Here is a 26,367-nt window from a genome sequence, read left to right as displayed (position 1 = left end):
TCAATGGGAGACCACGGAAATGTCTCAACTGGAAAACTGCATACGAGGTCTTCTCGGAAGAAGTGTTGCACTTAATTTGACAAACCGTCAGGAGGAAAAAGAATGAAACGGCTACAAATGTTAATGGAAATTGCAATCTTTGCAAGTCTAGGGGTTGTCTTTGATTTATTGATCCCGTTTAAAATGCCTCAAGGTGGTTCTATCAGTTTGGCAATGTTGCCGATTTTCGTGATGGCATTTCGTCATGGTGTCGTTGGTGGTGTCGTGACGGGAGCTCTTGTCGGGACCATTCAATTGATGTTTGCCCCACAAATCCTGACGGTCGTTCAACCGTTACTCGATTATACGATCGCCTTTGGTGTCGTCGGGTTGAGCGGACTGTTTGCCCGACAAGTCAAAAAAGCAGCAGCGGATGGGAAAAATGGACGTTTGATGACGATTGTTCTCATTGCGACGTTGCTTGGTGCAGGCTTACGGTATGTCTGTCACGTCATCAGCGGCATCGTGTTCTTTGCCGAATACGCAGAAGGTCCGGTCGTGCCGTATTCACTGATTTATAATGCGACCTACATGGTTCCGTCTTATCTACTATGTGGAATTGTTGCTGGTCTCTTGTTTACGACGGCGCCACGACTTCTTCGTTATTCGGCACGAGGTGTCTGATGCGGATCATCATCGTCGCAGCCGGTCCGTCGGAAGAGGTGCCGCTACTAAAACCGTTTTTATTCGAAAACACACGTGTCATCGGCGTCGACGGGGGCATTGCGACCTTGGTGGATCAAGGCATCGACTTTGACCTGGCGATCGGTGATTTTGATTCACTTGGTCATATACCGACGGGAGCTATTTTGCATCCTGCTGAAAAAGATGAGACGGATTTGGAATTGGCGTTACGGTATGTCTATGAACACTATGAAGTCACGGAATTGTTAATCTTTGGCGCGACGGGCGGGAGGATTGATATGACACTTCAAAATGTGTATTTGTTAAAACAATTCCCCGAAGCGCGCCTTGTGACGAAACAGGCAGATGTACGTTTTTTGCCCGAAGGACGTTATGAAATCGAAGCGGAACAGTATCATTACTTGTCCTTCATTCCACTTGTTTCGACAGTCTTGACGCTCTGTGGCGTCAAATATCCATTGATGGAGCAGACCGTTCCAGTCGGTGGTTCATTGACTGTCAGTAACGAATGGACCAGACAAAGAGTGGCGGACATCCGTGTTCAAAAAGGTGAGATCCTCATGATCAGAAGTCTTGCCGATTAACAGAGAAAACGGGGCTGACTCATAAGTCAGGTCAAGATCAATCCTTGAGACGGACGGTTCCGTCCTCCATCAATCAAATGGCCGCTGATTCCATCTTTTCACGGAATCATCGGCCATTTCTATGCAAATTCTTATTGTTCACGAAGGAAAAGGGAGGTGGATTTCCGAATCAAACACCGGAAATCCACCTCCCTTCATTCCTTTTAATCGAGAGACGGTCCTCACTTTTGAGTCAGCCCCGTTTTTTTGAGATGAATCATCATTGGTCCAACGTAGAACTGGCAGCTTGCCGTTCCGTCTGTGCTGCAATATGTTTTCCTTTGACGAACAGATGGTAAGAAGCCCATGTCAGAAGGAAAAAGGGAACGCCGATATACAGCGCGATCCGTTGATCTGCCTGAAACGCCAGACTGATCAAGACAAGCATGTTCAATGAAAAGGATAGAATCGGTAAAATCGGGAAGAACGGTGTTTTAAACTTCAGCTCGCTGACCGAATGACCGTCTTTAATGAATTGACGGCGGAAAGCGATTTGTGAGGCGGAAATCGAAATCCAACCGACCTGTGCCCCGAGTCCTGCGAGTGACAATAACCAGATGAAGACGGTATCTTCGGCGAAAAAAGCGGTCAGGAGCGATAACATGGCAAATAGCATCGTAAAACATAACGCCCGCATCGGAACGCCACGTGAATTGACGATCGCAAGTCTTTTCGAAATCATCCCTTCTTGTGACATCGACCATAACATCCGGGTCGCGGCATACAGACCAGAGTTTCCGACCGATAGTAAGGCAGTCAAGACGACGATATTCATCAAATCTGCTGCATACGGGATTCCGATGGCATCAAAGACCATGATGAACGGACTGCTGATCCCACTTGCGGTTTCATACGGAATCAAGGCACCGATGATCGTGATCGAGAGGACAAAAAAGATGAACGTTCGCCAGACCGTATTGCGAATGGCTTTTGGAATCGATTTTTCGGGATCACTCGATTCACCGGCAGCGACACCAATCAATTCAGTCCCTTGAAAAGCAAAATTGACGGCAATCATCGTCGTCAACACGCCGAGCACGCCGTTCGGGAACCAACCGTTTGCCGTAAAGTTCGCAAATAAGGTTTCTGGACGTGCGGCGGTCATATCGATCCAACCAAACCAAGCGGCTCCCCCGAGCGCGATGAAAAAGAGAATGGCGAGGACCTTCAAACTCGAAAACCAAAATTCTGCTTCCCCAAACGCTTTTGCCGAGACGGCATTGAGACCAAATAAGATAACGGTGAAAAGGGCACACCAGATGACGATTGGTGTGTCCGGGAACCAACGTCCCATCAAACTGCCGGCGGCTGTAATTTCAAGCGCCACCGTCACGGCCCAGCCTAGCCAGTAGATCCAACCGACGGCAAAACCGATCCCCGGCCCGATGAACCGGGTCGTATACGTCTGGAACGAGCCCGATACCGGCATGTGCACGGCCATTTCCCCTAAACATAACATCGTCAGATACATGATGGTCCCACCCACGATGTAACTGAGGACCGCCCCCAGCGGTCCAGCTTGCGAAATTGTCAATCCAGAACCGAGGAACAATCCTGTTCCGATGATGCCGCCAAGCGAAATCATGAAGAGATGCCGGCTTGTCATTTCTCTTTTTAACTGCATGTTGACCCTTCCCCCTTGAAAAAAATAACTGCCCACTTATTGTAAGCGTTTTCAAATGTTCCGACAATTAGTTTATGAGAAAAATAAAAAAAGACCAAAAAAAGAACCGGAAGGGAAGATTCCCATCCGGTTACTGCGTCTTATACGCGTTCGACTTTACCTGATTTGAGCGCTCGAGCTGAAACCCAAACCTTTTTAGGTTTACCGTCAACGAGGATACGTACTTTTTGTACGTTGATTCCCCAAGTGCGTTTCGTTTTGTTCAATGCGTGTGATCGGTTGTTTCCCGACTTCGGCGATTTCCCAGTAACGTAGCATTTACGTGCCATGCGTTCCGCCTCCTTTTATGTTGTTTTGCGTTCGTCCTAATAGACACTTTGCTATCTTAGCATGCTGTTAAGACGGTTGCAACATAAAAAAAGTAGCTGACAAGAAAAAAACTTGACAGACAACCTCAAAATTTAAAATAATGAATGAGGATGATGGTAAAAGTTCATTTGACCGCTACTATTTTTCACTTATTCATTGTATAGTCAGTACGGCGACTTTTCAATAGTAGGTCCTTATAGTAGAATTATGAGAAGAACAGATTAATAAAGGGGGCTACACAGGTGGCGATCGAGATGAAAACGACCTATGGAAAAATTGATGTAGACAATGATGTCGTCGCGCAACTTGCGGGCGGAGCAGCTATGGAATGTTTTGGTGTCGTTGGTATGGCATCCCAATCCCAAATTAAAGACGGACTTGCTGAATTGCTCAAACGAGAAAATTTTGCACGTGGCGTCATCGTACGACAAGCTTCTGAGCAGGTTCATATCGATATGCATATCATCGTGAGTTATGGAACAAAAATTTCAGAAGTCGCAAACAATGTCCAAAGCCGTGTGAAGTATTCACTCAGCCAGGCACTTGGTTTAGAAGTAACATCTGTCAATATTTTTGTCCAAGGAGTCCGCTTGACGAATGTCTAAGGCGGGAATAGAGGAGGAAATTTTAGTGAGCGTAGATCGTTTAACAGGAGCGCAACTGGTCAAGATGATCCAGAATGGCGCAGCGAATCTCTATCAAAATGCGGATTTCGTCGATTCGCTGAACGTTTTTCCGGTCCCAGATGGTGACACGGGAACAAACATGAACTTGACGATGACATCCGGTTCAAAAGAAGCATCAAAAACAACAACAGACTCTGTCTCTGAAGTCGCCACGGTTTTTGCACGTGGTCTTTTAATGGGAGCACGTGGAAATTCTGGTGTCATCTTAAGTCAATTGTTCCGTGGTTTCTCGAAGTCGATCGAAGGAAAAGATGCGATCAACACAAAGGAATTTGCAGACGCGTTACAAAAAGGGGTCGATACAGCGTATAAGGCTGTCATGAAACCAGTCGAAGGAACAATCTTGACCGTTGCCCGTGAGACAGCTGTTGCGGCAATCGCTCAGTCCGAGACGACAACGGATCTTCTTGAATTAATGCGTGGCATCGTCGAATCATCAAAAGTATCACTCGAAGGCACACCAGATTTATTACCTGTACTTAAAGAAGTCGGCGTCGTCGATTCAGGTGGTCAAGGACTGGTCTGCATCTATGAAGGGTTCCTCGCGACACTCGAAGGCAAAGAGTTAGAGAAACCACATGCTCCAGTCATGGAAGCCCTCGTCGAAGCAGAGCATCATAAATCGGCTCAAAGCTTCATGTCGACGGAAGAAATCCATTACGGGTACTGCACAGAAATCATGGTGCGATTCCAAGACGATAAATTGGCAAACACACCGTTCAGTGAGGAAGCGTTCCGAAATGAGTTAGCGGAATTCGGCGATTCCTTGTTGGTCGTTGCAGACGAAGAATTGTTGAAAGTCCACGTCCACGTCGAAACGCCAGGCGAAGTCATCACAAAAGGACAACGTTTTGGTGAACTGGTTGCCGTTAAAATTGAAAACATGCGTCAACAACACTCGACGATCCTCGAAGAAGAGGGTGTCAATCAAGTGGCAGCACCGGTCGCGACGAAAGCAAAAGCCCAGTCGGCGCTCGTCACGGTAGCGATGGGCGAAGGTATCAGCGAACTCTTTAAGTCGCTTGGTGTCAGTGTCGTCATCGAAGGTGGACAGACGATGAATCCGTCAACGGAAGATATCGTCAAAGCGATTGAAGATGCACATGCGGAGCATGTCTATGTCTATCCGAACAACTCAAACATCATCATGGCGGCAGAACAAGCGGCATCGGTTGCGTCTTGTGGTGTGACGGTCGTCAAATCGAAGACCGTTCCCCAAGGATTAGCAGCGACAATCGTCTACAATCCGGAAGCGACGGTCGAAGAAAACGAACGTCATATGATGGATGCGATCGCCGCGGTCAAGTCAGGTCAAGTAACGTATGCGGTTCGCGACACGAGCATCGACGGCATTGAGATTAAAAAAGATGATCATATGGCGATTGCGGAAAAACAAATCATCGCAACGGATCACTCGAGCCTTGGAGCCGTCAAAAAATTGGTTGATATCCTCGTCACGGAAGACGATGAGATCATTACCGTGTTGTTTGGCGAAGGGGTAACGCAAACGGAAGTGGACGAACTCGTTGCGTATATCGAATCGGTTAATCCAGAAGCGGAAGTAGAAGTCCACGACGGGAAACAACCACTTTATTCTTATATTTTAAGCGTCGAATAATATAAAACGTGAACGTACCTTTTCACACATCCCACCATCTGCGATAATAGAGGTGGGATTTTTGTTTTTAAACGAGAGGGGGAAATAAGATGAAGTACCGGAGTGTATTTGATATCATCGGTCCGATCATGGTCGGACCATCCAGTTCGCATACGGCGGGGGCAGCACGAATTGGCTTGATGGCGGGGAAATTATTTGGGGAGTTACCAACAGATATTACAATTACATTTTATGGGTCATTTGCAGATACGTATCGGGGACACGGAACGGACGTCGCGATTATCGGAGGGGTATTGGGGTACGATACGTTTGATGATCGGATTCCCGAATCGATTAAGATTGCGGAACAAAAAGGGATTCGGATTCATTTTGAGACGAGTGAAGCGTTGACGGATCACCCGAATACAGCACGTGTCCATCTGACCGATGGGCAAGCAGAGTTTGAACTCGTCGGGATTTCGATTGGTGGGGGCACGATTGAGATTACCGAACTGAATGGGGTACCGTTACGCCTATCCGGTGGTGGACCTGCCTTAGTCGTGTTGCATCATGATCGCTTCGGAGCGATTGCAGCCGTGACTAGTATCTTGGCAGATTATGAAATCAATATCGGACACATGGAAGTCTCGCGACACGAAAAAGGGAAACAGGCCTTGATGGCGATTGAAATTGATGATCGGATGCCAAGCGCTGTACTCGAAGAAATCAATCGGTTACCACAAGTGGAACGTTCTGTCATGATGGGAGAGTGAAGAGATGTTTAAATCCGTAAAAGAACTCGTCGCACTTGCGATGGATAAAAATGTACCGATTTCAGAAATCATGATTGAGCAGGAAATGACGGTCCGTCATTTAGAACGGGACGAAGTGTTGGGCATGATGGAACGGAATCTCGAAGTGATGGAAGCGGCAGTTGAACGTTCGTTGACAGGTGACGGTGTTGAATCCGTTACCGGTCTGACGGGGGGCGACGCCGTGTTGCTACAACGGTATCGGGCGAGTGGCAAAGGATTGTCTGGTGATTTATTGCTGGATGCAGTCAGTAAGGCGATTGGAACAAATGAAGTCAACGCGGCGATGGGGAAAATTTGCGCGACTCCAACAGCCGGTAGTGCGGGTGTTGTCCCCGGGACGTTGTTTGCGGTGAGAGAACGTTTGAATCCAAGTCGAGAACAGATGTTACGCTTTTTATTCACATCCGGAGCGTTTGGATTCGTGGTTGCCAACAATGCCTCGATTTCCGGTGCGGCCGGAGGGTGCCAGGCAGAGGTCGGTTCGGCAACGGCGATGGCTGCTGCTGCAATCGTTGAAATGGCGGGAGGGACACCGGATCAATCAGCCCATGCCTTTGCGATCGCTCTAAAAAACATGCTCGGACTCGTCTGCGACCCAGTGGCAGGACTTGTTGAAGTACCGTGTGTGAAGCGGAATGCGATGGGGGGCGCAAATGCTCTTGTTGCTGCTGATATGGCGTTAGCCGGAATCACGTCACGGATTCCTTGCGACGAAGTAATCGGGGCGATGTATGAGATCGGACAAATGATGCCGTCAGCGTTACGTGAGACGGCAAAAGGTGGGCTCGCGAACACACCGACCGGGCGCTGGCTCGAATCGAAGATTTTTGGAGAGTTATCGAATGAATCCATTAAGTAAGGTAACAGAACTAAAGGGAGTCGGGCGTGATTTAGCCCGGAAACTAGAAGAAATGGATATCCTGACGATTGCGGACGTGCTCGAGCACGTCCCGTTTCGTTATGACGATTTTGTGACCGGCAGTTTGACGGAAGCGATTCATGAAGACAAAGTCAAATTTACCGGACAAGTACAATCAGAAGCGCTCGTTCGTTACTATGGAAAAGGGAAAAACCGCTTGACGTTCCGGTTGCTAGTCGAAGAACGGTACAGCGTCACGGTGACGATGTTTAATCGTGCCTTTTACAAGGAACAATTGAAACTGGGAGAAGAAGTGACGGTCAGCGGGAAATGGGATTTACACCGGATGACGATTTCAGCGACGGAGCTTCAGTTCGGGGCGATTGAAGGCGAATTGACGCCTGTCTATTCGTTGAAAGGTGATATGCGGATGAAGACGTTTCGCCGCGTCGTCGAATTGGCCTTTGCGGAAAGTGTGTCCTTAGAAGAACGGGTTCCGGATCCGATTCGGACTACATACCGGTTACTGGACCGGATGACGATGTTGAGACGACTACACTTTCCGGTGACCCGTCAGGATCTCACGACGGCCCGGCGGAGTTATGTCTATGAAGAATGTCTCTATTTTCAACTGAAGTTACAGACACTTCGCCTGGGAAAACGAAAAGGACAAGGCATCGCCTTACCGCTCTTTCAACAAGAGATTGACCAGTTCATCAACCGGCTACCGTTTCCGTTAACCGGTGCCCAACAACGTGTGACGGAGGAAATACTAGCGGATATGCATCGGTCAGAACGAATGAATCGTCTGCTCCAAGGGGACGTCGGGAGTGGGAAGACGGTCGTGGCCGCCATCGCCTTATTTGCGACGGTCCGTGCAAATAAACAAGGAGCCTTGATGGTACCGACGGAAATTCTAGCGGAACAACATGCCTCATCCTTAGCGCCCTTACTGGAACCGCTCGGAATCAAGGTTGGATTATTGACGAGTTCGGTCAAAGGGAAAAATCGTCTGCTGTTGCTAGAAGCTTTGCGACAAGGAGAAATCGATGTTTTGGTCGGGACACATGCCTTGATTCAAGATACCGTCGTCTTTCAAAATCTCCATCTTGTCATCACGGATGAACAACACCGTTTTGGGGTCGAACAACGGAAACGACTTCGGGCGAAAGCCGAGCAAGCGGATGTTCTTTACATGACGGCAACACCGATTCCACGGACGCTAGCGATTTCCGTGTTCGGCGATATGGATGTTTCAATCATTGACGAGATGCCAGCAGGAAGAAAAGAAATCGAGACGTATTGGGCTAAACCGGAACAAATCGATCGTGTGTTTGGGTTTGTCGAAAAAGAATTGCTGCTCGGTCATCAAGCTTACATCATCACGCCATTGATTGAGGAATCTGAGTCGCTTGATGTACAAAATGCGATTGAACTGCATCATCTGTTAACCGAACGTTTTTCGACGCATCGGGTCGGTCTGATGCATGGACGCCTCAGTTCGTCGGAAAAAGAGGACGTCATGCAGGCGTTTAAAGACAATCACGTTCAACTTCTCGTCTCGACGACGGTTGTCGAAGTGGGGGTCAACGTTCCGAATGCCTCAATCATCGTCATTTATGATGCGGAACGGTTTGGTTTGGCTCAACTACATCAGCTACGTGGCCGTGTCGGTCGCGGTGCCGCTCAATCTTTTTGTATCTTGATTGCGGATCCTTCCTCGGATACGGGGAAAGAACGGATCAAAACGATGACGGAAACGAATGACGGCTTTAAGTTAGCGGAAAAAGATTTAGAGTTACGGGGTGCCGGTAATTTTTTTGGAACAGAACAAAGTGGATTGCCACGGTTTATTTTGACCGATCCAGCACTTGATATTCAAGTCATGGAAACGGCTCGAAATGATGCTGTCCGTTTGCTCCGATCGGATGCCTTTTGGCAACACCCCGAGTATGCCGTCTTAAGACGGTATATCGAGCAACAAGGTTTGCTTGACGGAGAAAGAATTGAATAATACTTGAAAGTGAACAACAAGGGATATATACTACTATTAGTACCAGGTAATAATGGTGGTCATCCTTCTTGTGGGAGGAACGTACATGCGGGTACCTAAAAAAGAACGACAAACTGAACTACAGCATACAATTGAACAAAATCCGTTCATCACCGATGAAGCGTTAGCAACACGTTTCAACGTCAGCATCCAGACGATCCGATTGGATCGGATGGAGATGAAGATTCCAGAATTACGCGAACGGATTAAACATGTTGCGACGGAACGACTGGATGATGTGCGTACGTTAACTGAAAATGAAGTCATTGGTGATATGATTGACCTGAAACTCGATACATCGGCGATTTCGATCTTAGAAATTCTACCGGAACATGCGTTTAGCCGAAATGCCATCGCGCGAGGACATATTTTATTTGCGCAAGCCAATTCACTTGCGATCGCGTTGATTGATGATGAACTGGCATTGACGACAAAAGCCAATGTCCAGTTCACCCGGTCCGTTCACGTGGGAGAACGTGTCGTGGCGAAAGCCTTCGTCAGTTCTCATCGTCAAGATGGACGGTCCGACATCAGCGTCGAAAGTTTTGTTGGCGATGAGTGTGTGTTCATCGGTGAATTCACCGTGTATCGGAGCAGTAAGGAGGAGTCCAGATGATTTTAGCAGTAGACGCGATGGGGGGCGACCATGCTCCCCGCGCCATCGTAGAAGGAGTCGTTCAATTTTTAGCAGAACGTCCCAAACAACAACTCGAGATTCGCTTAGTCGGAGATGAGTTGAAATTGCGTTCATATGACATCAAAGATCCGCGGGTGACGATTGTTCATGCCCCCTCTGTCATTACCGGAGAAGACGAACCGGTCCGTGCCATCCGGCGAAAAAAAGACAGCTCACTCGTAGTGGCTGCAAACCTGGTGAAATCAAAAGAGGCAGATGCCTTGATTTCAGCAGGCAATACGGGAGCACTCATGACAGCCGGATTGTTTGTGATTGGTCGGATCGAAGGGATTGACCGTCCGGCACTTGCGCCGACGTTCCCGACACGAAACGGAAAAGGTGTCGTCATCTTAGATGTCGGTGCCAACCCGGATGCGAAAGCAGAACATTTGCTCGATTACGCAATCATGGGCTCTGTCTACGCAGAACAAGTAAGAGGAATCGATCGACCGAAAGTCGGATTGCTGAATATCGGCTCAGAAGCCGGCAAAGGGAATGCATTGACGAAAGAGACCTATCCATTACTTGAGACAGCGCCGATTCATTTTGTAGGAAATATCGAAGCGCGAGACGCGATGAGTGGGGATGTGGATGTCATCGTGACAGAAGGTTTTGCTGGAAACACCCTTTTGAAAAGTACAGAAGGGGCTGCTAGCATGATCATGGGGATGATGAAGGAACAGTTCATGAGTTCACTCAGTTCAAAAATTGCTGCGTTCATTTTAAAGCCAAAGTTAAAGAAGATGAAACAACTCCTCGCCTACGAAGAATATGGCGGAGCCGGATTGTTCGGAATTGCTGCGCCTGTGATTAAAGCACACGGATCGAGTAACGCCTATGCGTTCAGTCGTGCGCTGGCACAAGCAGAACAGATGGTCGAGCAACAAGTGGTCTCAAAAATCATCGAGGCAAAGGCGACAAAAGAAATCTAAAGGGGTGAGACGGATGGGTAAAACGGTTTGGATGTTCCCTGGTCAAGGCTCACAAATGCCAGGAATGGGACAAACACTCGTTCAACAGGACGAGACACGTCAAGCGTTAATGGATCTTGGTACACGTATCGGTCTTGATTTGACGGATTTACTGACGACGGGGACAAAAGACGACTTGAAATCGACGGAAATCGCACAACCTGCGATCGTCGCACACAGCACATTACTTGCGAACCGTTATGCGGCACTTGGTCATCGGCCAGACTTCGTACTCGGACATAGTGTCGGAGAGTACAGTGCCCTCGTTGCGGCGTCGGTTTTGACAGCGAGTGAAGCGGTTTACCTTGTTCGGGAACGCGGGAACTTAATGAATCGAGTCAAAGGCGGAACGATGGCAGCTGTCATCGGCTTGGATGATGTAGAGGCAGCCCATCATGCAATTGAATCAATTGCAGCGACGGGAGAAATCGTACAAATCGCCAATTATAACTGTCCGGGACAATTCGTGATTTCGGGACAAGTCGCAGCCGTTGAGACAGCGACAGCGAAATTAAAAGAACTCGGTGCGAAACGTGTCTTGCCACTTGATGTATCCGGTGCATTCCATTCTTCATTGATGACACCGTTCGCACCTCGTTTTGAAGACATCCTGGTCTCTTCGCCTTTCCAAGCAGCAAAAACGAAGTTCATCTCGAATGTCGATAACGATTTCCACGATCAGCCGGAAGAACTCATTCGTCTACTCGTCCAACAATTGTATTCGCCAGTTCGTTTTGAGGCATGTGTTGAAAAGCTGATTGCAGAAGGCGCGGATACGTTCATCGAATTTGGTCCGTCTTCACCACTTAGTGGACTCGTCAAACGTATCAAAAAAGATGTCAAGATCGTCAGCATCACGACGCTTGAGCAACTAGAAGCGGAGGCGATTCGTTGAATAAGGTAGCCCTCGTAACAGGTGCATCACGCGGTATCGGCGCTGCGATTGCAAAACGTCTGGCGGCGGATGGTTTCCGAGTCGTCATCAACTATGCCGGAAATACGCAAAAAGCAGAAGAAGTCGTATCGGCAATCGTCACTTCAGGTGGTGAAGCCATCGCGGTCCAGGCGGACGTCGCCGATGCGGAGCAAGTCAAAGGGTTGCTGAAGACGACGCTCGATACGTATGGACAGCTTGACTGTGTCGTCAATAATGCCGGCATCACACGCGACGGTTTATTGATGCGGATGAAAGAAGCCGACTTTGATGCCGTCTTGAACACGAACTTAAAAGGTGCATTCCTCGTCACACAAGCGGCGACGCGACCACTTCTAAAATCGAGTGGCCGAATCATCAACATCGCGTCGGTTGTCGGCATCACGGGGAATCCGGGTCAAGCCAATTATGTCGCGGCGAAAGCAGGATTGATCGGTTTTACGAAGTCGGTCGCACGTGAACTGGCAAGTAAAGGGGTCACGGCAAACGCGATTTGCCCGGGGTTCATCGAAACGGATATGACGGACGAATTGACCGAGGAACAACGGAATCAAACACTTGGTCAAATCCCGTTAAAACGATTTGGGCAGACGGAAGAGATCGCTTCCTTAGTCAGCTTCATTGCTTCAGACAACGCCCGTTACATCACTGGCCAAACCTTGGCGGTTGATGGCGGCATGACGATGTAATTCATAACTGTGGTAGTACTTTGCCAAATCGGCAATCATCTTATATACTCAACTCATGGAGGGATTTTCAAATGACAAAAGAACAAATTTTAGTAGACGTACAAGAAGCAATCGCAGAAAAATTAGGGAAAGAACAAAGTGAAATCACACTCGACAAATCGTTTAAAGACGATCTTGGTGCCGATTCACTTGAAGTGATGGAACTCGTCATGGATCTCGAAGACAAGTTCGAAATCACAATCGAAGATGACCAAGCAGAAAACTTGAAGACGGTTGGCGATGTCGTAAGCTACATCGAAACACAAGTCTAAATCATCAGGCTAGACCCACCGTGGTATTTGCGGTGGGATTTAGCTGTTTAGGAGGCATTATGACGAATCCAAAAGGACGTCGTGTCCGCAAAGGACCTTATGTAAAACGGCGAAAAGACTCACGGGCATTAGCTCAAATCGAACAAAAGTTTGACGACTTACAAACACGGTTGGACATTCATTTTTCAAATGTCGATCTGTTAAAACAGGCTTTCACCCACTCGTCGTTTGTCAATGAGCAACGAGAATCAGACGGTGACAATGAGCGTCTCGAATTTTTAGGGGATGCGGTGCTAGAACTGACAGTCTCGCGATATCTGTTTCAACACTATCCGGAACGTTCCGAGGGGGAATTAACAAAGCTGCGTGCGGCAATCGTCTGTGAGCCGTCACTCGTCCAGTTCGCGAATCATTACCAATTTTCTGAAATGATTCTACTTGGTAAAGGGGAGGAACTGACAGGTGGTAGAAATCGTCCGGCATTACTTGCGGATGTGTTCGAAGCCTTTATCGGTGCCTTGTATCTTGACCAAGGAATCGATGCAGCAGAACGATTCCTCGCCGAAGCGGTTTTTCCGAAAGTGGCATCTGGTTTTTTTGAAGAACAAACAGATTTCAAAAGTCAGCTCCAAGAAGCCATCCAACGGGTCGGTCTTGGACAGATTGAATATGAAATCATCGAAGAACGTGGTCCGGCCCATAGTCGCGAATTTATTTCACGGGTCCATGTGTCTGACAAGTTAGAAGGGATCGGAACGGGTCGTTCCAAAAAAGAAGCAGAACAACAAGCTGCCAAACAGGCGTTGCTTGTGTTAAAAAATAGTCTGTAAACAAAAAAAGGCATCCATTTTGACATGGAATGCCTTTTCTTGTGTCACCTTCAGACGGTTTTCAAAGATTTTAATTCGTCGACAATCGCATCGACTTCTGCAAGTGACAACGATTCCCGCATCATGACGAAGTCATAAATCTCTTTTAAGTCGTCATTTTTTGTACCGTCGAACTGTTCAGCCTTGATGACCCCTTTGTTGATAATATTCAATTTATCCAAAATTGCCTCAATCATTTGTTCAATCGTCATGTCGTTAAAATCTCCTCTTCATCTCTTTATACTTAACGTTACCATAAAAGCTACCATTTTGTAGACCTTTCGGCTATGGTAAACTAAAAGAAAATTAAAAGAAATTTAAACATATGGGTGGTCAAGATGTACTTAAAACGAATTGAAATCAACGGCTTCAAGTCATTTGCAAGTCGGACGGAGCTCGACTTCCTTCCAGGAGTCACGGCCGTCGTCGGACCAAATGGTAGCGGAAAGTCGAATATATCGGATGCAGTGCGCTGGGTGCTCGGTGAGCAATCAGCTAAATCATTACGCGGAGCGAAGATGGAAGATGTCATCTTTGCTGGAAGTGTATCGGAACATCGAAAACAATTTGCCGAAGTGACGCTCGTTCTCGACAACGAGTCAGGGACGGTCGCATTGCCTTATCAGGAAATCAATGTGACACGCCGTGTCAGTCGAAATGGGGATAGTGATTATTTCTTAAATAAAAAACCGTGTCGTCTCAAAGATGTCCTCGACTTATTTATGGATACCGGTCTGTCGCGTGATGCATTTGCGATCATCGGACAAGGGCGGGTCGAACAAGTGATTTCCGGAAAACCGGAAGAACGTCGTTCGGTCATCGAAGAGGCAGCGGGTGTGCTGAAGTATCGTCATCGAAAAAAACAAGCGGAACGGAAACTGACGGATACAGAAACCAATCTGTCGCGTGTCGACGATATCTTGTTTGAATTAGGGGGTCGAATCGAACCATTACGGGAACAAGCAGCCTTAGCAAAAGAGTTTTTGATCGCACGTGAACGTTTTGATGTTCTCGAACGTGGGATCCTCGCAACCGAGATCGAACAGTATACGACACAAATCACGGACGTGACACGAGAAATCGAATCGTGCCAGCAACAATTGACGACAGAGCAGGAACGCTATCAGGCGACCGTCGCGACACGGGAAACGCAGGAAACGAATCTTGAAGCCGTTCGTCGACTCGAGACGGAGATGCAAGAACGATTACGCCATGTGTCAACGCAACTCGTCGAAATTCAAGGGGCATTGAATCTTGCGAAAGAACGAGAAAAACACGGGACTGAGATGAAACGACGTCTCGAACAAGAAGTAGCACAGTCTGACCAACGTGTCGAACGGATTGAACAGGAAGTGCAAGTCGCGATTCGTCAGCAGCAGGAAACGGATCAATCGTATCTCGCGGCTGTCAAAAGACGGGAAGCAGCAGATGCGGCTGTATCGTATTCCGATCGTGATTTCGAAAAAGAAGCGGAATCGTTACGTTCAGAAGCGTTTGAAGTGGCAAGTCAGTTGGCTGCGACCACAAATGCGTATCAACGAGCGAAACAAGACCTTCTGCAAGCGGAAGAACAACAAACAAGTTTTTCGGCAAATGTAGGGACGAAACAAACAGCCCGCTCGACCTATGAAGCCGAAACATTACGGTTGGCAGACCAAGTCGAGCAATTGCGACACCGTCTAGATAGATTGCGTCAAGAAGAACAGGCCCTGCAGACGACACACCGTCAGCAACAAGAGACGATTGGGCAAATGGAACAATCGATCATCGACTTATATCGACGCCGAGATAAAACAGAAGATCGAATTGAATTTCTAGAGTCGGTCAAAGCCGATTACAGCGGCTATTTCGGGGCCGTTAAAATGGTATTGAAACAACGGGATCGAATACCGGGTATTCACGGGGCCGTCGCAGAGCTGATTACCGTACCAGCACGATACGAAGCGGCGATTGAGACGGCATTAGGTGGTGCGATGCAAAACGTCGTAGTCGATACAGATGCGACGGGACGAAAATTGATTCAAGAATTACGTCGTCTCAATGCCGGGCGGGCAACGTTCATGCCGCTTGGTTCGATTCAACGTCGTGAACTGAGTCCATCCGTTCAGACGAACTTATCCTCGATGTCAGGGTATTTAGGTGTCGCAAGTGACCTTGTGACGACACGGGAAGAATTCGTTCACTTGAAACAGAACTTGTTAGGGACGACGGTAGTCGTCGAAACACTAGAACAAGCGAATGGGATTGCGCGTGCGACGGGTCACCGTTACCGAATCGTGACATTAGACGGCGACGTCGTAAACGTCGGTGGATCGATGACTGGTGGGAGTCGGAAAAAAGGGACTCCGCTGTTTAGCCAATCGCGTGAATTAGAAGAACTGCAAACTGGATTAAAACAGGGACAAGCCGTCATTAAAGAACAAGAACGTCGCCGGGACGATCTGACATCCACGCTGAAAGAGTCGGTCCAGACGCTTGCTGATACCGGGCGTGAGATCCAAGCAGTCCAAACGGAATTAGAAATCGTCCGCGAGGCCTTCACAGATGCTAAACGGAGTTTGGCGGTCACAGATTCAGAATTATCGGTTCACGATGGTCAGCTCCATCGTCTCGTCGAGCAAGCGACGGAAGCGAAAAAGATCATCAAGGTATCTGAATCAGACATCGAACGTTTGACGAAACGTCAAGCAGAGCTCCGGCAAACGATCGATCAACTAAAAGAAGCCCAATCGCGTGGCGCGGTGGCGGTGGAAGAATTAAAACAACAACAGGCAGAAGCCTTATTAGAGGAACGTACGGTCAGCATGACAAAAGAACAAGCGAGCCGTGAGGTCGAACGGATGCAAGAGACGTTAAGTCATGCCAAATTAGAGCGTAGTCATAAACGACGTGATTTGAAACATGTCTCAGAAGGATTCGACGAAGCAAAAATCGAAGCCTTACATGCGGAACAGGTCCAGATGCAACACGAACAGGTGACGGTCGAGGAAAAACTGACGACCGTGACGAAACAAATTCAACAGGCGACGGAAGCGTTACGATTACTTCGGATGCAAGAAGCCAAACTCAAGGAAGATCAACAGGTGACGACACAACGTCTCGATCAGGCCCGGCTGGCTCAAGGGCGACTCAGTACGCGTCTTGAGACCCGTCACGAGCTGCTCGAGGAGATGGGCTTAGTCGTCGACTTGATGGAACCGTTGACGATTCCGTTTGAAGAAGCAAAGGAAGAACTACATTTGCTCAAACGGCAACTCGAAGAAATCGGGATCGTCAATCTAGGGGCGATTGAAGAGTTTGCAGAAGTTGACCAACGCTTTACATTCTTGTCGACGCAACGTGACGATCTTGTCAGTGCAAAAACGGATCTCTATGCCGTCATCGACGAGATGGACCGGGAAGTGATTCGTCTGTTCAAACAGACCTACACGAGCGTACGGGAACATTTTCGCGAAACGTTCCGGGAACTGTTTGGTGGTGGAGAAGCAGATTTGATCTTAGTCGACCCAACAGATTTACTGACGAGTGGGATTGACATCGTAGCGAAACCACCCGGGAAAAAGTTGCAGAACTTGTCTCTGTTATCAGGAGGCGAACGGGCATTAACGGCGATTGCCTTATTATTTGCCATCTTAAAAACAAGACCGGTCCCATTCTGTGTCCTTGATGAGGTCGAAGCGGCACTCGACGAAGCAAACGTCGCCCGGTTCGGAGAATTTGTGCATCAGTTAGCCCGAGACACACAATTCATCATCATCACGCACCGAAAAGGAACGATGGAATCAGCCGACGTCCTGTATGGCGTCACGATGCAACAAAACGGCATTTCAGAAGTGTTATCCGTTAAACTGGAGGAAGCACGACGGACGTTAAGTGAAGAAGTAGAATCAAAGGGGATAAAATAATGAGTTTCTTTAAAAAATTAAAAGACCGTCTGACGACGTCGACCCAAGAAGTGACATCGAAGTTCACCGAAGGTCTGACGAAAACACGGGACGGATTAGCAAGTGCGGTCAATGATTTAGTGTACCGCTTCCGGGAAGTGGATGAAGAATTTTTTGAAGAGTTGGAAGAAGTATTGATTCAGGCGGATGTTGGTGTCACGACGACGATGGATCTGGTGGAGAAATTAAAAATCGAAGTCAAACGAAGAAACGTCAAAGATTCAAAAGAAGTCCGCGATGTGCTCGTTGAAGTCGTCGCTAACATGTTGATCGAAGAGGAAGAGACGGAACTTGATCTCAGTCATGAGCTGAATGTCATTTTATTTGTTGGTGTCAACGGTGTCGGAAAAACGACAACGATCGGCAAACTGGCGAACCGTCTTAAACAGGAAGGGAAAACAGTCATGCTCGCAGCAGGGGATACGTTCCGTGCGGGAGCGATTGATCAACTTCAGGTCTGGGGCGAACGTTCCGGTGTTCCGGTCATCCGCCAAGGTGAGGGCTCGGATCCGGCGGCTGTCATCTATGATGCTGTCCAAGCAGCCAAGGCACGAAAAATCGATGTCTTGATTTGTGATACGGCCGGACGCCTCCAAAACAAAGTCAACTTGATGAATGAACTGGAGAAAGTCAAACGGGTCATCGAACGTGAAATCCCGGGCGCGCCACACGAAGTGTTGTTGGCATTAGACGCGACGACAGGACAAAATGCGATGGTTCAGGCGAAGGCATTTAAACAAGCAACTGATGTCAGTGGCATCGTGTTGACGAAATTGGATGGGACCGCTAAAGGCGGAATCGTACTAGCTATCAAAAATGAATTGAATCTCCCCGTGAAATTTGTAGGTCTTGGTGAAAAGATTGATGACTTGCAACCGTTCGATGCGGAACAATTTGTCTATGGATTATTCGGGGATGTCTTTGAGGAAAAAGAAACAGTCGACGAAGTCCGAGAAGAGGACTGACCTCGATTTCCTTGTAAAGAAAAAAACTTGACAACACACTGTGAGGGCTGTACTATACTATCTGTAAAGGAATTTCACTTAACAACCGTGGAGGTGCTCGGATGACACTTGATAAAACGAACCGGATGAATTATCTGATTGACTTTTATCAGGAGCTGTTGACGCCAAAACAACGAAATTATATGTCACTTTATTATTTAGATGACTTTTCGTTAGGTGAAATCGCCGATGAGTTTGAAGTCAGCCGACAAGCAGTCTACGACAACATAAAACGTACGGAAGCGATGCTCGAACAATACGAAGAGCGGCTCGCTTTGTTCAAAAAATATGAACAAAGAAAGTTACTCCTCGACCAGTTGAAGCAACTTGACCTTCCGAGCGAAGCTCTCGTGACCATTACGGCACTTGAGCAATTAGAGTAGGGGGCATTTTCATGGCATTCGAAGGATTATCGGAACGGCTTCAAGCCAGTCTTGCTAAAATGCGAGGCAAAGGTAAGATTTCTGAAGCGGACGTAAAGGAAATGATGCGTGAGGTTCGCCTTGCGTTATTAGAAGCTGACGTCAACTTCAAAGTCGTCAAACAATTCGTAAATGATGTGAAGGAACGTGCCGTCGGACAAGATGTCATGACGTCCCTCACACCCGGCCAGCAAGTTGTCAAAATCGTCCATGACGAATTGACAAAACTGATGGGATCAGAAGTTTCACCCTTAACGTTATCGAACCGTCCTCCCACTGTCATCATGATGACAGGGTTACAAGGGGCAGGTAAGACGACGACGACCGGGAAACTGGCGAATCATTTACGGAAGAAACAAAATCGCAGTCCACTGCTTGTTGCAGCGGATATTTACCGGCCGGCTGCGATCAAACAGCTTGAGACGTTAGGGAAACAACTCGAACTACCTGTTTTCTCAATGGGAGATCAGGTGAGTCCGCAAGAGATTGTGACTGGCGCACTCGACTATGCAAAAGAGCATCACCACGATATCGTGTTGATCGATACGGCGGGACGCTTACATATCGATGAGGACCTCATGCAGGAACTTGTTGATGTGAAAGAAATCGCCAAACCAAATGAAATATTCCTTGTTGTGGATTCGATGACGGGTCAGGATGCAGTCAATGTGGCAGAAAGCTTTAATGAAAAGCTGGGCGTAACAGGCGTCATCTTGACGAAACTCGACGGAGATACTCGAGGCGGAGCAGCGCTCTCCATCAAGGCAGTCACCGGAGCACCGATTAAATTCGTCGGTCTTGGAGAGAAGCTAGACGCTATCGAGCCATTTTACCCCGAGCGGATGGCGTCACGAATTCTCGGTATGGGAGATATGCTGACGCTGATTGAAAAAGCAGAGTTTCAAATGGACGCTACCCGCGCCAAGGAACTCGAAGGCAAGATGCGCGATGCATCGTTTACGTTTGACGATTTTATCGAGCAGTTGCAGCAAGTGAAACAGATGGGTCCTTTGGATGAGTTGTTAGGAATGATTCCGGGTGCCGGTAAAGGAAAGATGAAGGGTTTGAAAAATGCCCAAATCGATGAAAAGCAACTTGTGTACGTCGAAGCGATTATTCAATCGATGACGAAACGAGAGCGAACTGAACCGGAAATCCTCAATGCAAGTCGTCGGAAGCGGATTGCGCGCGGCAGTGGTCGTAGCATTCAAGAAGTGAACCGATTGATCAAGCAATTTGAAGACATGCGGAAGATGATGAAACAATTCTCCGGCCAAATGGGCAAAGGAAAAAAGAAAGGCGGCTTTGGCCTCCCATTCTTCTAAAAGTCTTTTCTCTTTTGCTGTAACGTTGTATACTAATGAAGTTGTCAATTTGACTAAACGAAAAAATTATTTATTACTTGGAGGGACTTACGAATGGCAGTTAAAATTCGTCTTAAGCGCATGGGCGCAAACAAATCACCTTTCTACCGTGTGGTAGTAGCAGACTCACGTGCACCACGTGATGGTCGTTTCATCGAGCAAATCGGATACTACAACCCGGTTGCTAAACCAGAAGCAGAAGTAAAACTTAACGAAGAGCTTGCTCTTAAATGGCTCGCTGAAGGTGCGAAACCTTCAGACACAGTTCGTAACCTCTTCTCAAAAGCTGGTATCATGGAGAAATTCCACAACGCGAAACTCGCGAAGTAAGACGATTGGAGGTGAGCGAAAGCTTACCTCCTTTTTCTATGGCGAAATAATGAGAACGGGATATTTTGAAGAAGGAAGTGATACGGATGGAATGGTTAGAAGTCGCGAAGATTGCCAATACCCACGGATTAAAAGGGGAACTGAAACTTCTGGCGAGTACGGATTTTCCGGAACAACGATTTAAAGTCGGAAATGAAGTATTTTTAGAAGTGAATGGAGCTTACGTCCCATTTACAATCACGAGTTACCGGAAACATAAACAATTCATTATGGTAACGTTTAAAGACATGCACCATATCAATGACGTCGAGAAGTACAAAGGCTTAAAATTGTATGTACAACCGGAAGCCTTGCAGGAACTCGGAGAACATGAATATTATTATCATGAAATCATTGGGTGCACGGTCTTTGACGGGGAAGATGAAATTGGGATCATCTCGGAGATTTTAGAGACGGGTGCGAATGATGTCTGGACGATCAAACGTCCCGGGAAAAAAGACGTCTTGATTCCGTATATTGAACAAGTCGTCGCTTCGATCGACGTAAAGGCCAAACGGATTCAGATCACACCATTACCGGGATTGATCGAGGGATGAAAATCACCGTCTTGACCTTGTTTCCGGAAATGTTTACGGCATTGAATCATTCGATCGTTGCCCGTGCCCAAGCAGAGAAACAAATCGAGCTCGAGACAATCAATTTCCGAGACTTCTCGGCGAATCGTCATGGTCGTGTCGATGATGCCCCATACGGTGGGGGAGCTGGCATGTTACTGACACCACAACCAATTTTTGATGCGGTCGCTTCCCTTCCTGAAGCGAAGCGACGGATCATCGCCTTGACCCCCACCGGTCGACGATTTGATCAACGGTTGGCGGAAGAATGGTCCGAAGAAACGGAACTCGTCTTTTTATGTGGTCATTATGAAGGATTTGATCAACGAATCCATGATGAATTGGTCACAGATGAGGTATCCCTAGGTGATTTCGTCTTGACCGGGGGGGAACTCGCGGCGATGACGATGATTGACGCGACCGTTCGTCTATTACCGGACGTACTTGGTAAGTCAGCGAGTCACGAGGAGGATTCCTTTTCAACGGGACTGCTTGAATATCCGCATTATACCCGTCCGGCAAACTTTAGAGGACTTATGGTGCCAGACGTCTTATTGTCCGGTAACCATGCCCGGATTGAAACGTGGCGTCGGCAACAATCGTTGAAACGGACCTTTGAACGGAGACCGGATTTATTGGAACATGTCGTACTTTCTGCGAGCGATCGTCAGTATTTGCAGTCAATTTCAGGATTGTCAAACGACTGAAACTATGATAAGTTAGAACATGTGGCAAAAGCCACCTATTAACGATGTTCCGCTGTTGGATGCCTCAGGCAAATGAAGATACGAACATTGGTGAAAAAAGGAGAAATCATTCATGAACACACAACAATTGTTCCGTGAAATTACACAAGAACAAATCAAGTCAGACGTCCCTGCATTCCGTCCTGGTGATACAGTCCGCGTCCACGTTAAAGTCGTCGAGGGAACGCGTGAGCGGATCCAGCTTTTCGAAGGCGTAGTCATCAAACGTCACGGTGGCGGCATCAGCGAAACGTTTACAGTTCGTAAGATTTCTTACGGAGTTGGCGTAGAGCGTGCATTCCCGCTTCACTCACCACGTGTAGCGCAAATCGAAGTCGTTCGTTACGGTAAAGTCCGTCGTGCGAAACTTTACTACCTCCGTAACCTTCGTGGTAAAGCGGCTCGTATTAAAGAGATTCGTCGTTAATCATGTGAAAAAGTGGCTTGTCTCCGGACAAGCTTCTTTTTTTTATCGTTTATGCGTATACTGGATTTAGGCAAGAGATTGAGTTGAAGGAGTGGAACGCGTGAAGGAGTTATTTAGCTGGGTCAAGGCGCTCGTCGTGGCGCTTGTAATTGCGTTCATCATCCGAACGTTTTTATTCGTACCGGTGATCGTTGATGGTGAATCGATGATGCCGACGTTACACAATTCGGATCGAATGATCGTCAATAAGGTTCCCTATTACTTTAATGAACCGGAACGTGGAGATATCGTCGTGTTCCATGCGACGGAAACACGGGATTATATCAAACGTGTGATCGCAGTTCCTGGTGATACGATGTATTACAAAGATGATACGTTATATGTCAACGATAAAAAAGTCGAAGAACCTTATCTGAATGAATTCAAGGCACAAATGAATGGTGTTCCGTTAACAGAGGACTTTACGCTGGAAGAAAAAACAGCAGAGGTGACCGTCCCAAAAGGGAAAGTGTTTGTGATGGGAGATAATCGTCAAAACTCGAAAGACAGCCGCGACATCGGGTTTGTGGAGGAAGAACAGATTGTTGGAACAACGAACTTTGTCTTTTATCCGTTTAACGATGTCCGGTCTGTTGATTGAATCAGCGAAGTGAAAACCAAATCGGCGGAGTTCACTTCGGTGGACTTCGTTTTTTGTTCGTTTTCAGACAGACTTCTTTTCTTTCGTCAAGTTGCGTATACTAGAGAATGGATCGTTTCTCTCGAACAGGACGTATATCAGTGATATACGATATAGAAGAAGTTCATTATTAGCAGTCCAAGCAATATGAAAACTTGAGGTGGAAGATATGACAATACAATGGTTCCCAGGACACATGGCGAAAGCACGGCGTGAAGTCATGGAAAAGTTAAAATTAATCGATGTCGTCATCGAATTGGTGGATGCCCGATTACCGATGTCGAGTCGTAACCCGATGGTCGAACAGATTACGGCAGGAAAACCGCGTCTGATCGTCTTAAATAAATCGGATATGGCAGATGCTCGTTTGACGGAACAGTGGATGAAGGCATTACGAAAAGACGGTGTTGATGTCGTTGCTGTGGATGCAAAACACAACAAAGGGCTTGGTCAGATTCATGAAGGAGCACTACGTCTGATGAAAGACAAACATGATCGGATGCGTGACAAAGGTCGAAATCCAAGTGCGATTCGGGCCTTGATCATTGGGATTCCGAACGTCGGAAAATCAACCTTGATCAACCGACTAGCAGGACGGAATATTGCGATTACAGGTGACCGTCCCGGTGTGACGAAACGACAACAATGGATCAAGATGAAAACGGGTGAGATGGAATTGCTCGATACGCCAGGGATCCTCTGGCCGAAGTTCGACGATCAGATGGTTGGATACCGTCTGGCGGCGACAGGTGCCATCAAGGATGATATCTTGAACATCGATGATATCGCCTTGTTTGCGATGCGTGAGCTCAAAACACGTTATCCGGAGCAATTAAAAGCACGCTATCGTTTAGATGAAGTGACAGGAGAAGCCGTCGATGTGTTGGAAGCCGTCGGGAAGAAACGTGGTTTCGTGACGAGTGGATATGTCGACTTTGAACGGACGAGCGAAATGTTGCTCCATGAGCTACGGACGGAGAAAATTGGTCGGGTCACGCTTGAAACCGTCGAAGAGTGGGCGACAGTAACCGAATAAGACATGCTTGGACTTCTCAAGATGAGAATTCCAAGCTTTTTTCAAAAGGAGGGTCGTATGAATATCAATGAAATCAAAACACAATTAGCAGGGATATCTCGAATGGAATTCGAAAAACTAAAAGTGAAGTTTGCTGAAGATGCACGAAAAGGCGTCGTCAGTGCTCTGAACCAGGCGGAACGACGCCTGGTAACCGAAGAACAACAACGGATCCAGTTCCAGGAACGTTCCATCTTCGAAGCACGTTATCAAGCAGAAGGATATAAACGGATCGCCGGTGTGGATGAAGTCGGTCGGGGACCGTTAGCGGGTCCCGTCGTCGCGGCGGCCGTCATACTGCCAGATGGCTTTTACCATCCCGGTTTGACCGATTCGAAACAGCTCTCGAAAAAACAACGAATGGTTGCGTACCAACATATTCAAGACGTCGCAGAAATTGCCATCGGAATCATCGAACCGGAAGAGATTGACCGGATCAATATCTATCAAGCATCGAAACAAGCGATGCAACAAGCCGTCGCTGTGCTGAAGCCGGACGCTTTGTTAGTGGACGCGATGGCACTTGACGTGGATCTTCCGCAAGAATCTTTGATCAAGGGAGATGCCCGCAGCATTTCGATAGCGGCAGCTAGCGTCATCGCAAAAGAAACACGAGATGCGATGATGGCGGAGTATGCACAACTCTATCCGGAGTACGGTTTTGAACAACATGCCGGTTATGGAACGGCACAACACCTTCAGGCGCTCGACACGATCGGAGTGACACCGATTCATCGAAAAACATTTAAACCGGTCCTAGACCGACTCTAGACGCTAGGAGATGAATTTTCATGCAGATTGAGCATCGTGCCCTATTACCGTTTAAAATCATCGATCCAACCAATCAGCCGTTACGTGAAGGAGCAAATGTCATCGGGAAGGTATTGAAGTTACTTCCGGACGGGTTGATGGAGTTACAGGTCGGTCAGCGTGTCTTGACGGCGGGAACGACGGCTGAGTTAAAAGAAGGAGCGACCTATCGGTTCACAGTCACGAGTACAGAGGGACAACCCGTCTTAAAAATCGTCTCCCAAGAGGCGGCGCCGAGTAAAGCTGTGACGTTGCCGGTCTTTGACCGCCTATCTCATTTTCCGAGCGAGTCCATCCCGCAAACGACACGAGAATTGTTGCAACAACTCGGTCAAAAAGTCATGGATGGTTCAGGTCCTGTACTCAAGCAGACCATCATCGAGTTGGTTCAACTTGCTCGAGCGGCGGATGGCACGACGGAAGGCCAACTTGATCGCAAAACAAGTGACCATGTATTGAGTCAACAAGTCATCCAGGCAACAAACGAAACGGGACGTGGTATTTTTTTGTTTCAATTACCGCAGTTTGGTCCATTCGAAGAAGTGGATGTCACGATGGAAGCACCGTTTGATCAAAAAGAATTTAACCCGGATCATGCGCGCATTGCGTTTTACTTAAAATTGCCGAAGATCGGCGAAATCGCATTGGATTTATTGATCACAGATCGGAAAATCGCGATTTCCGTTTTTCATCCGGATGAACGAATTGCGATGTTCATGTCGATCTACCAACCGGTCATTGAACAACGGTTGCACGATCAAGGGTATACATTGATCCGGTTTGAACAAGTGGAATCGGAAAAAGAACGGGTTTCTTTTCAACCAACCGATCGAAATGGGAGGGTGGATTATCAGATATGAAAAAAGCCATCGCCTTGTCTTACGAAGAACAGATGCAAGCTCCGAAGGTCGTCGCTAAAGGATCCGAACGGGTCGCGGAACGAATACTCGAAGAGGCTTTACAACATGGTATACCGATCCGTGAAGATGCGACGCTCGTCACATTACTTGATGCGGTGCAAGTATCCGAACAAATTCCAAACGAGTTGTATGGTGTCATCGCCGAGTTATTCGCCTTTTTATATCAGCTTGATCAAACAGGAATTTCGAAGAAATAAATGCTTTCGGTCGATAACGATAGACAGCGCTTCCAATTTTAACTACAATGAAAGAGCCGAAACTAAAGGGGTTAA

Annotated in this window: 29 protein-coding genes; 26 read left to right on the top strand and 3 right to left on the bottom strand. The window is 47.5% G+C overall.

The window, feature by feature from the left end; genetic code table 11:
- The first annotated feature begins 102 nt into the window (after positions 1 to 102).
- A complete protein-coding gene (thiT, locus tag KNQ13_RS05500) occupies positions 103 to 663 on the top strand; it encodes an energy-coupled thiamine transporter ThiT (RefSeq protein WP_014970723.1) in 561 nt (186 codons plus the stop codon).
- Positions 663 to 1,268 carry a thiamine diphosphokinase gene (locus KNQ13_RS05495; protein WP_014970722.1) on the top strand — a complete coding sequence of 202 codons (606 nt, stop codon included), beginning with the start codon at positions 663 to 665 and terminating at the stop codon, positions 1,266 to 1,268. Before thiT ends, KNQ13_RS05495 begins: the two co-directional genes overlap by 1 nt.
- Before the next feature lie 259 nt (positions 1,269 to 1,527).
- Here KNQ13_RS05495 and KNQ13_RS05490 read toward each other — a convergent pair whose 3' ends face one another.
- Positions 1,528 to 2,931, bottom strand: a complete 1,404-nt coding sequence (locus KNQ13_RS05490) for an amino acid permease (RefSeq protein ID WP_014970721.1) — start codon at positions 2,929 to 2,931, stop codon at positions 1,528 to 1,530.
- A 140-nt stretch (positions 2,932 to 3,071) separates the two neighbouring features.
- Positions 3,072 to 3,260 carry a 50S ribosomal protein L28 gene (gene rpmB / locus KNQ13_RS05485; RefSeq protein ID WP_012370787.1) on the bottom strand — a complete coding sequence of 63 codons (189 nt, stop codon included), beginning with the start codon at positions 3,258 to 3,260 and terminating at the stop codon, positions 3,072 to 3,074.
- A gap of 282 nt (positions 3,261 to 3,542) precedes the next feature.
- On the opposite strand from rpmB, the gene KNQ13_RS05480 reads away from it, so the two are divergent.
- The 11 genes from KNQ13_RS05480 (at position 3,543) to rnc (ending at position 13,721) form a co-directional block, all read left to right on the top strand.
- Positions 3,543 to 3,905 (top strand): Asp23/Gls24 family envelope stress response protein, encoded by a 363-nt coding sequence (locus KNQ13_RS05480; RefSeq protein ID WP_014970720.1) that lies wholly within the window; start codon positions 3,543 to 3,545, stop codon positions 3,903 to 3,905.
- A 25-nt stretch (positions 3,906 to 3,930) separates the two neighbouring features.
- Complete coding sequence (locus tag KNQ13_RS05475; protein ID WP_026829882.1) at positions 3,931 to 5,604, top strand: DAK2 domain-containing protein; 1,674 nt, start codon at positions 3,931 to 3,933, stop codon at positions 5,602 to 5,604.
- Positions 5,605 to 5,693: 89 nt separating this feature from the next.
- Positions 5,694 to 6,356: an L-serine ammonia-lyase, iron-sulfur-dependent subunit beta gene (sdaAB, locus tag KNQ13_RS05470; protein ID WP_014970718.1), complete on the top strand. Its 663-nt coding sequence runs from the start codon at positions 5,694 to 5,696 to the stop codon at positions 6,354 to 6,356.
- Positions 6,357 to 6,360: 4 nt separating this feature from the next.
- On the top strand, positions 6,361 to 7,257 hold the full coding sequence (gene sdaAA, locus KNQ13_RS05465; protein ID WP_014970717.1) for an L-serine ammonia-lyase, iron-sulfur-dependent, subunit alpha: 897 nt from the start codon (positions 6,361 to 6,363) through the stop codon (positions 7,255 to 7,257).
- Positions 7,241 to 9,271 carry an ATP-dependent DNA helicase RecG gene (gene recG / locus KNQ13_RS05460; RefSeq protein WP_026829881.1) on the top strand — a complete coding sequence of 677 codons (2,031 nt, stop codon included), beginning with the start codon at positions 7,241 to 7,243 and terminating at the stop codon, positions 9,269 to 9,271. The genes sdaAA and recG overlap by 17 nt, the downstream gene beginning before the upstream one ends.
- 85 nt (positions 9,272 to 9,356) lie before the next feature.
- Positions 9,357 to 9,926 carry a transcription factor FapR gene (gene fapR / locus KNQ13_RS05455; protein WP_014970715.1) on the top strand — a complete coding sequence of 190 codons (570 nt, stop codon included), beginning with the start codon at positions 9,357 to 9,359 and terminating at the stop codon, positions 9,924 to 9,926.
- Positions 9,923 to 10,918 carry a phosphate acyltransferase PlsX gene (plsX, locus tag KNQ13_RS05450; RefSeq protein WP_014970714.1) on the top strand — a complete coding sequence of 332 codons (996 nt, stop codon included), beginning with the start codon at positions 9,923 to 9,925 and terminating at the stop codon, positions 10,916 to 10,918. The genes fapR and plsX overlap by 4 nt, the downstream gene beginning before the upstream one ends.
- Before the next feature lie 13 nt (positions 10,919 to 10,931).
- Entirely contained in the window at positions 10,932 to 11,852 is a 921-nt protein-coding gene (gene fabD, locus KNQ13_RS05445) for an ACP S-malonyltransferase (RefSeq protein WP_014970713.1), read from the top strand.
- Positions 11,849 to 12,580 carry a 3-oxoacyl-[acyl-carrier-protein] reductase gene (gene fabG, locus KNQ13_RS05440; protein ID WP_014970712.1) on the top strand — a complete coding sequence of 244 codons (732 nt, stop codon included), beginning with the start codon at positions 11,849 to 11,851 and terminating at the stop codon, positions 12,578 to 12,580. The genes fabD and fabG overlap by 4 nt, the downstream gene beginning before the upstream one ends.
- A 71-nt stretch (positions 12,581 to 12,651) precedes the next feature.
- Entirely contained in the window at positions 12,652 to 12,891 is a 240-nt protein-coding gene (gene acpP / locus KNQ13_RS05435) for an acyl carrier protein (RefSeq protein WP_012370777.1), read from the top strand.
- Between the two features lie 59 nt (positions 12,892 to 12,950).
- Entirely contained in the window at positions 12,951 to 13,721 is a 771-nt protein-coding gene (gene rnc / locus KNQ13_RS05430; RefSeq protein ID WP_034773956.1) for a ribonuclease III, read from the top strand.
- A 50-nt stretch (positions 13,722 to 13,771) separates the two neighbouring features.
- Here rnc and KNQ13_RS05425 read toward each other — a convergent pair whose 3' ends face one another.
- Entirely contained in the window at positions 13,772 to 13,972 is a 201-nt protein-coding gene (locus KNQ13_RS05425) for a DUF1128 family protein (RefSeq protein ID WP_014970710.1), read from the bottom strand.
- Positions 13,973 to 14,098: 126 nt separating this feature from the next.
- On the opposite strand from KNQ13_RS05425, the gene smc reads away from it, so the two are divergent.
- The 13 genes from smc (at position 14,099) to KNQ13_RS05360 (ending at position 26,292) form a co-directional block, all read left to right on the top strand.
- Complete coding sequence (gene smc, locus KNQ13_RS05420) at positions 14,099 to 17,665, top strand: chromosome segregation protein SMC (protein ID WP_026829879.1); 3,567 nt, start codon at positions 14,099 to 14,101, stop codon at positions 17,663 to 17,665.
- A complete protein-coding gene (ftsY, locus tag KNQ13_RS05415) occupies positions 17,665 to 18,669 on the top strand; it encodes a signal recognition particle-docking protein FtsY (protein WP_026829878.1) in 1,005 nt (334 codons plus the stop codon). Before smc ends, ftsY begins: the two co-directional genes overlap by 1 nt.
- Positions 18,670 to 18,770: 101 nt before the next feature.
- The gene (locus tag KNQ13_RS05410; RefSeq protein WP_014970707.1) at positions 18,771 to 19,091 is read left to right on the top strand and encodes a putative DNA-binding protein; all 321 of its coding nucleotides are present in this window, start codon (positions 18,771 to 18,773) and stop codon (positions 19,089 to 19,091) included.
- A gap of 11 nt (positions 19,092 to 19,102) precedes the next feature.
- Positions 19,103 to 20,455 carry a signal recognition particle protein gene (ffh, locus tag KNQ13_RS05405; protein WP_014970706.1) on the top strand — a complete coding sequence of 451 codons (1,353 nt, stop codon included), beginning with the start codon at positions 19,103 to 19,105 and terminating at the stop codon, positions 20,453 to 20,455.
- A gap of 93 nt (positions 20,456 to 20,548) precedes the next feature.
- Positions 20,549 to 20,824: a 30S ribosomal protein S16 gene (gene rpsP, locus KNQ13_RS05400; protein WP_012370770.1), complete on the top strand. Its 276-nt coding sequence runs from the start codon at positions 20,549 to 20,551 to the stop codon at positions 20,822 to 20,824.
- Positions 20,825 to 20,910: 86 nt separating this feature from the next.
- A complete protein-coding gene (gene rimM, locus KNQ13_RS05395; protein WP_026829877.1) occupies positions 20,911 to 21,420 on the top strand; it encodes a ribosome maturation factor RimM in 510 nt (169 codons plus the stop codon).
- Positions 21,417 to 22,145, top strand: a complete 729-nt coding sequence (gene trmD / locus KNQ13_RS05390) for a tRNA (guanosine(37)-N1)-methyltransferase TrmD (RefSeq protein ID WP_014970704.1) — start codon at positions 21,417 to 21,419, stop codon at positions 22,143 to 22,145. Before rimM ends, trmD begins: the two co-directional genes overlap by 4 nt.
- 112 nt (positions 22,146 to 22,257) lie before the next feature.
- A complete protein-coding gene (rplS, locus tag KNQ13_RS05385; RefSeq protein WP_012370767.1) occupies positions 22,258 to 22,611 on the top strand; it encodes a 50S ribosomal protein L19 in 354 nt (117 codons plus the stop codon).
- Between the two features lie 100 nt (positions 22,612 to 22,711).
- Positions 22,712 to 23,251 carry a signal peptidase I gene (lepB, locus tag KNQ13_RS05380; RefSeq protein WP_014970703.1) on the top strand — a complete coding sequence of 180 codons (540 nt, stop codon included), beginning with the start codon at positions 22,712 to 22,714 and terminating at the stop codon, positions 23,249 to 23,251.
- 208 nt (positions 23,252 to 23,459) lie between these two features.
- Positions 23,460 to 24,326: a ribosome biogenesis GTPase YlqF gene (ylqF, locus tag KNQ13_RS05375; RefSeq protein ID WP_014970702.1), complete on the top strand. Its 867-nt coding sequence runs from the start codon at positions 23,460 to 23,462 to the stop codon at positions 24,324 to 24,326.
- A 57-nt stretch (positions 24,327 to 24,383) separates the two neighbouring features.
- Positions 24,384 to 25,136 carry a ribonuclease HII gene (locus tag KNQ13_RS05370; RefSeq protein WP_026829875.1) on the top strand — a complete coding sequence of 251 codons (753 nt, stop codon included), beginning with the start codon at positions 24,384 to 24,386 and terminating at the stop codon, positions 25,134 to 25,136.
- A 20-nt stretch (positions 25,137 to 25,156) separates the two neighbouring features.
- Complete coding sequence (locus KNQ13_RS05365; RefSeq protein ID WP_026829874.1) at positions 25,157 to 26,035, top strand: hypothetical protein; 879 nt, start codon at positions 25,157 to 25,159, stop codon at positions 26,033 to 26,035.
- Entirely contained in the window at positions 26,032 to 26,292 is a 261-nt protein-coding gene (locus KNQ13_RS05360; RefSeq protein ID WP_014970699.1) for an EscU/YscU/HrcU family type III secretion system export apparatus switch protein, read from the top strand. The genes KNQ13_RS05365 and KNQ13_RS05360 overlap by 4 nt, the downstream gene beginning before the upstream one ends.
- Positions 26,293 to 26,367 lie beyond the last annotated feature (75 nt).

The sequence above is a fragment of the Exiguobacterium sp. s128 genome, assembly GCF_018618815.1.
Classification (GTDB): Bacteria; Bacillota; Bacilli; order Exiguobacteriales; family Exiguobacteriaceae; genus Exiguobacterium_A; species Exiguobacterium_A antarcticum.
The sequence above is the reverse complement of the archived record's forward strand: the minus strand, read 5'-3'. Positions and strand labels throughout refer to the sequence as shown.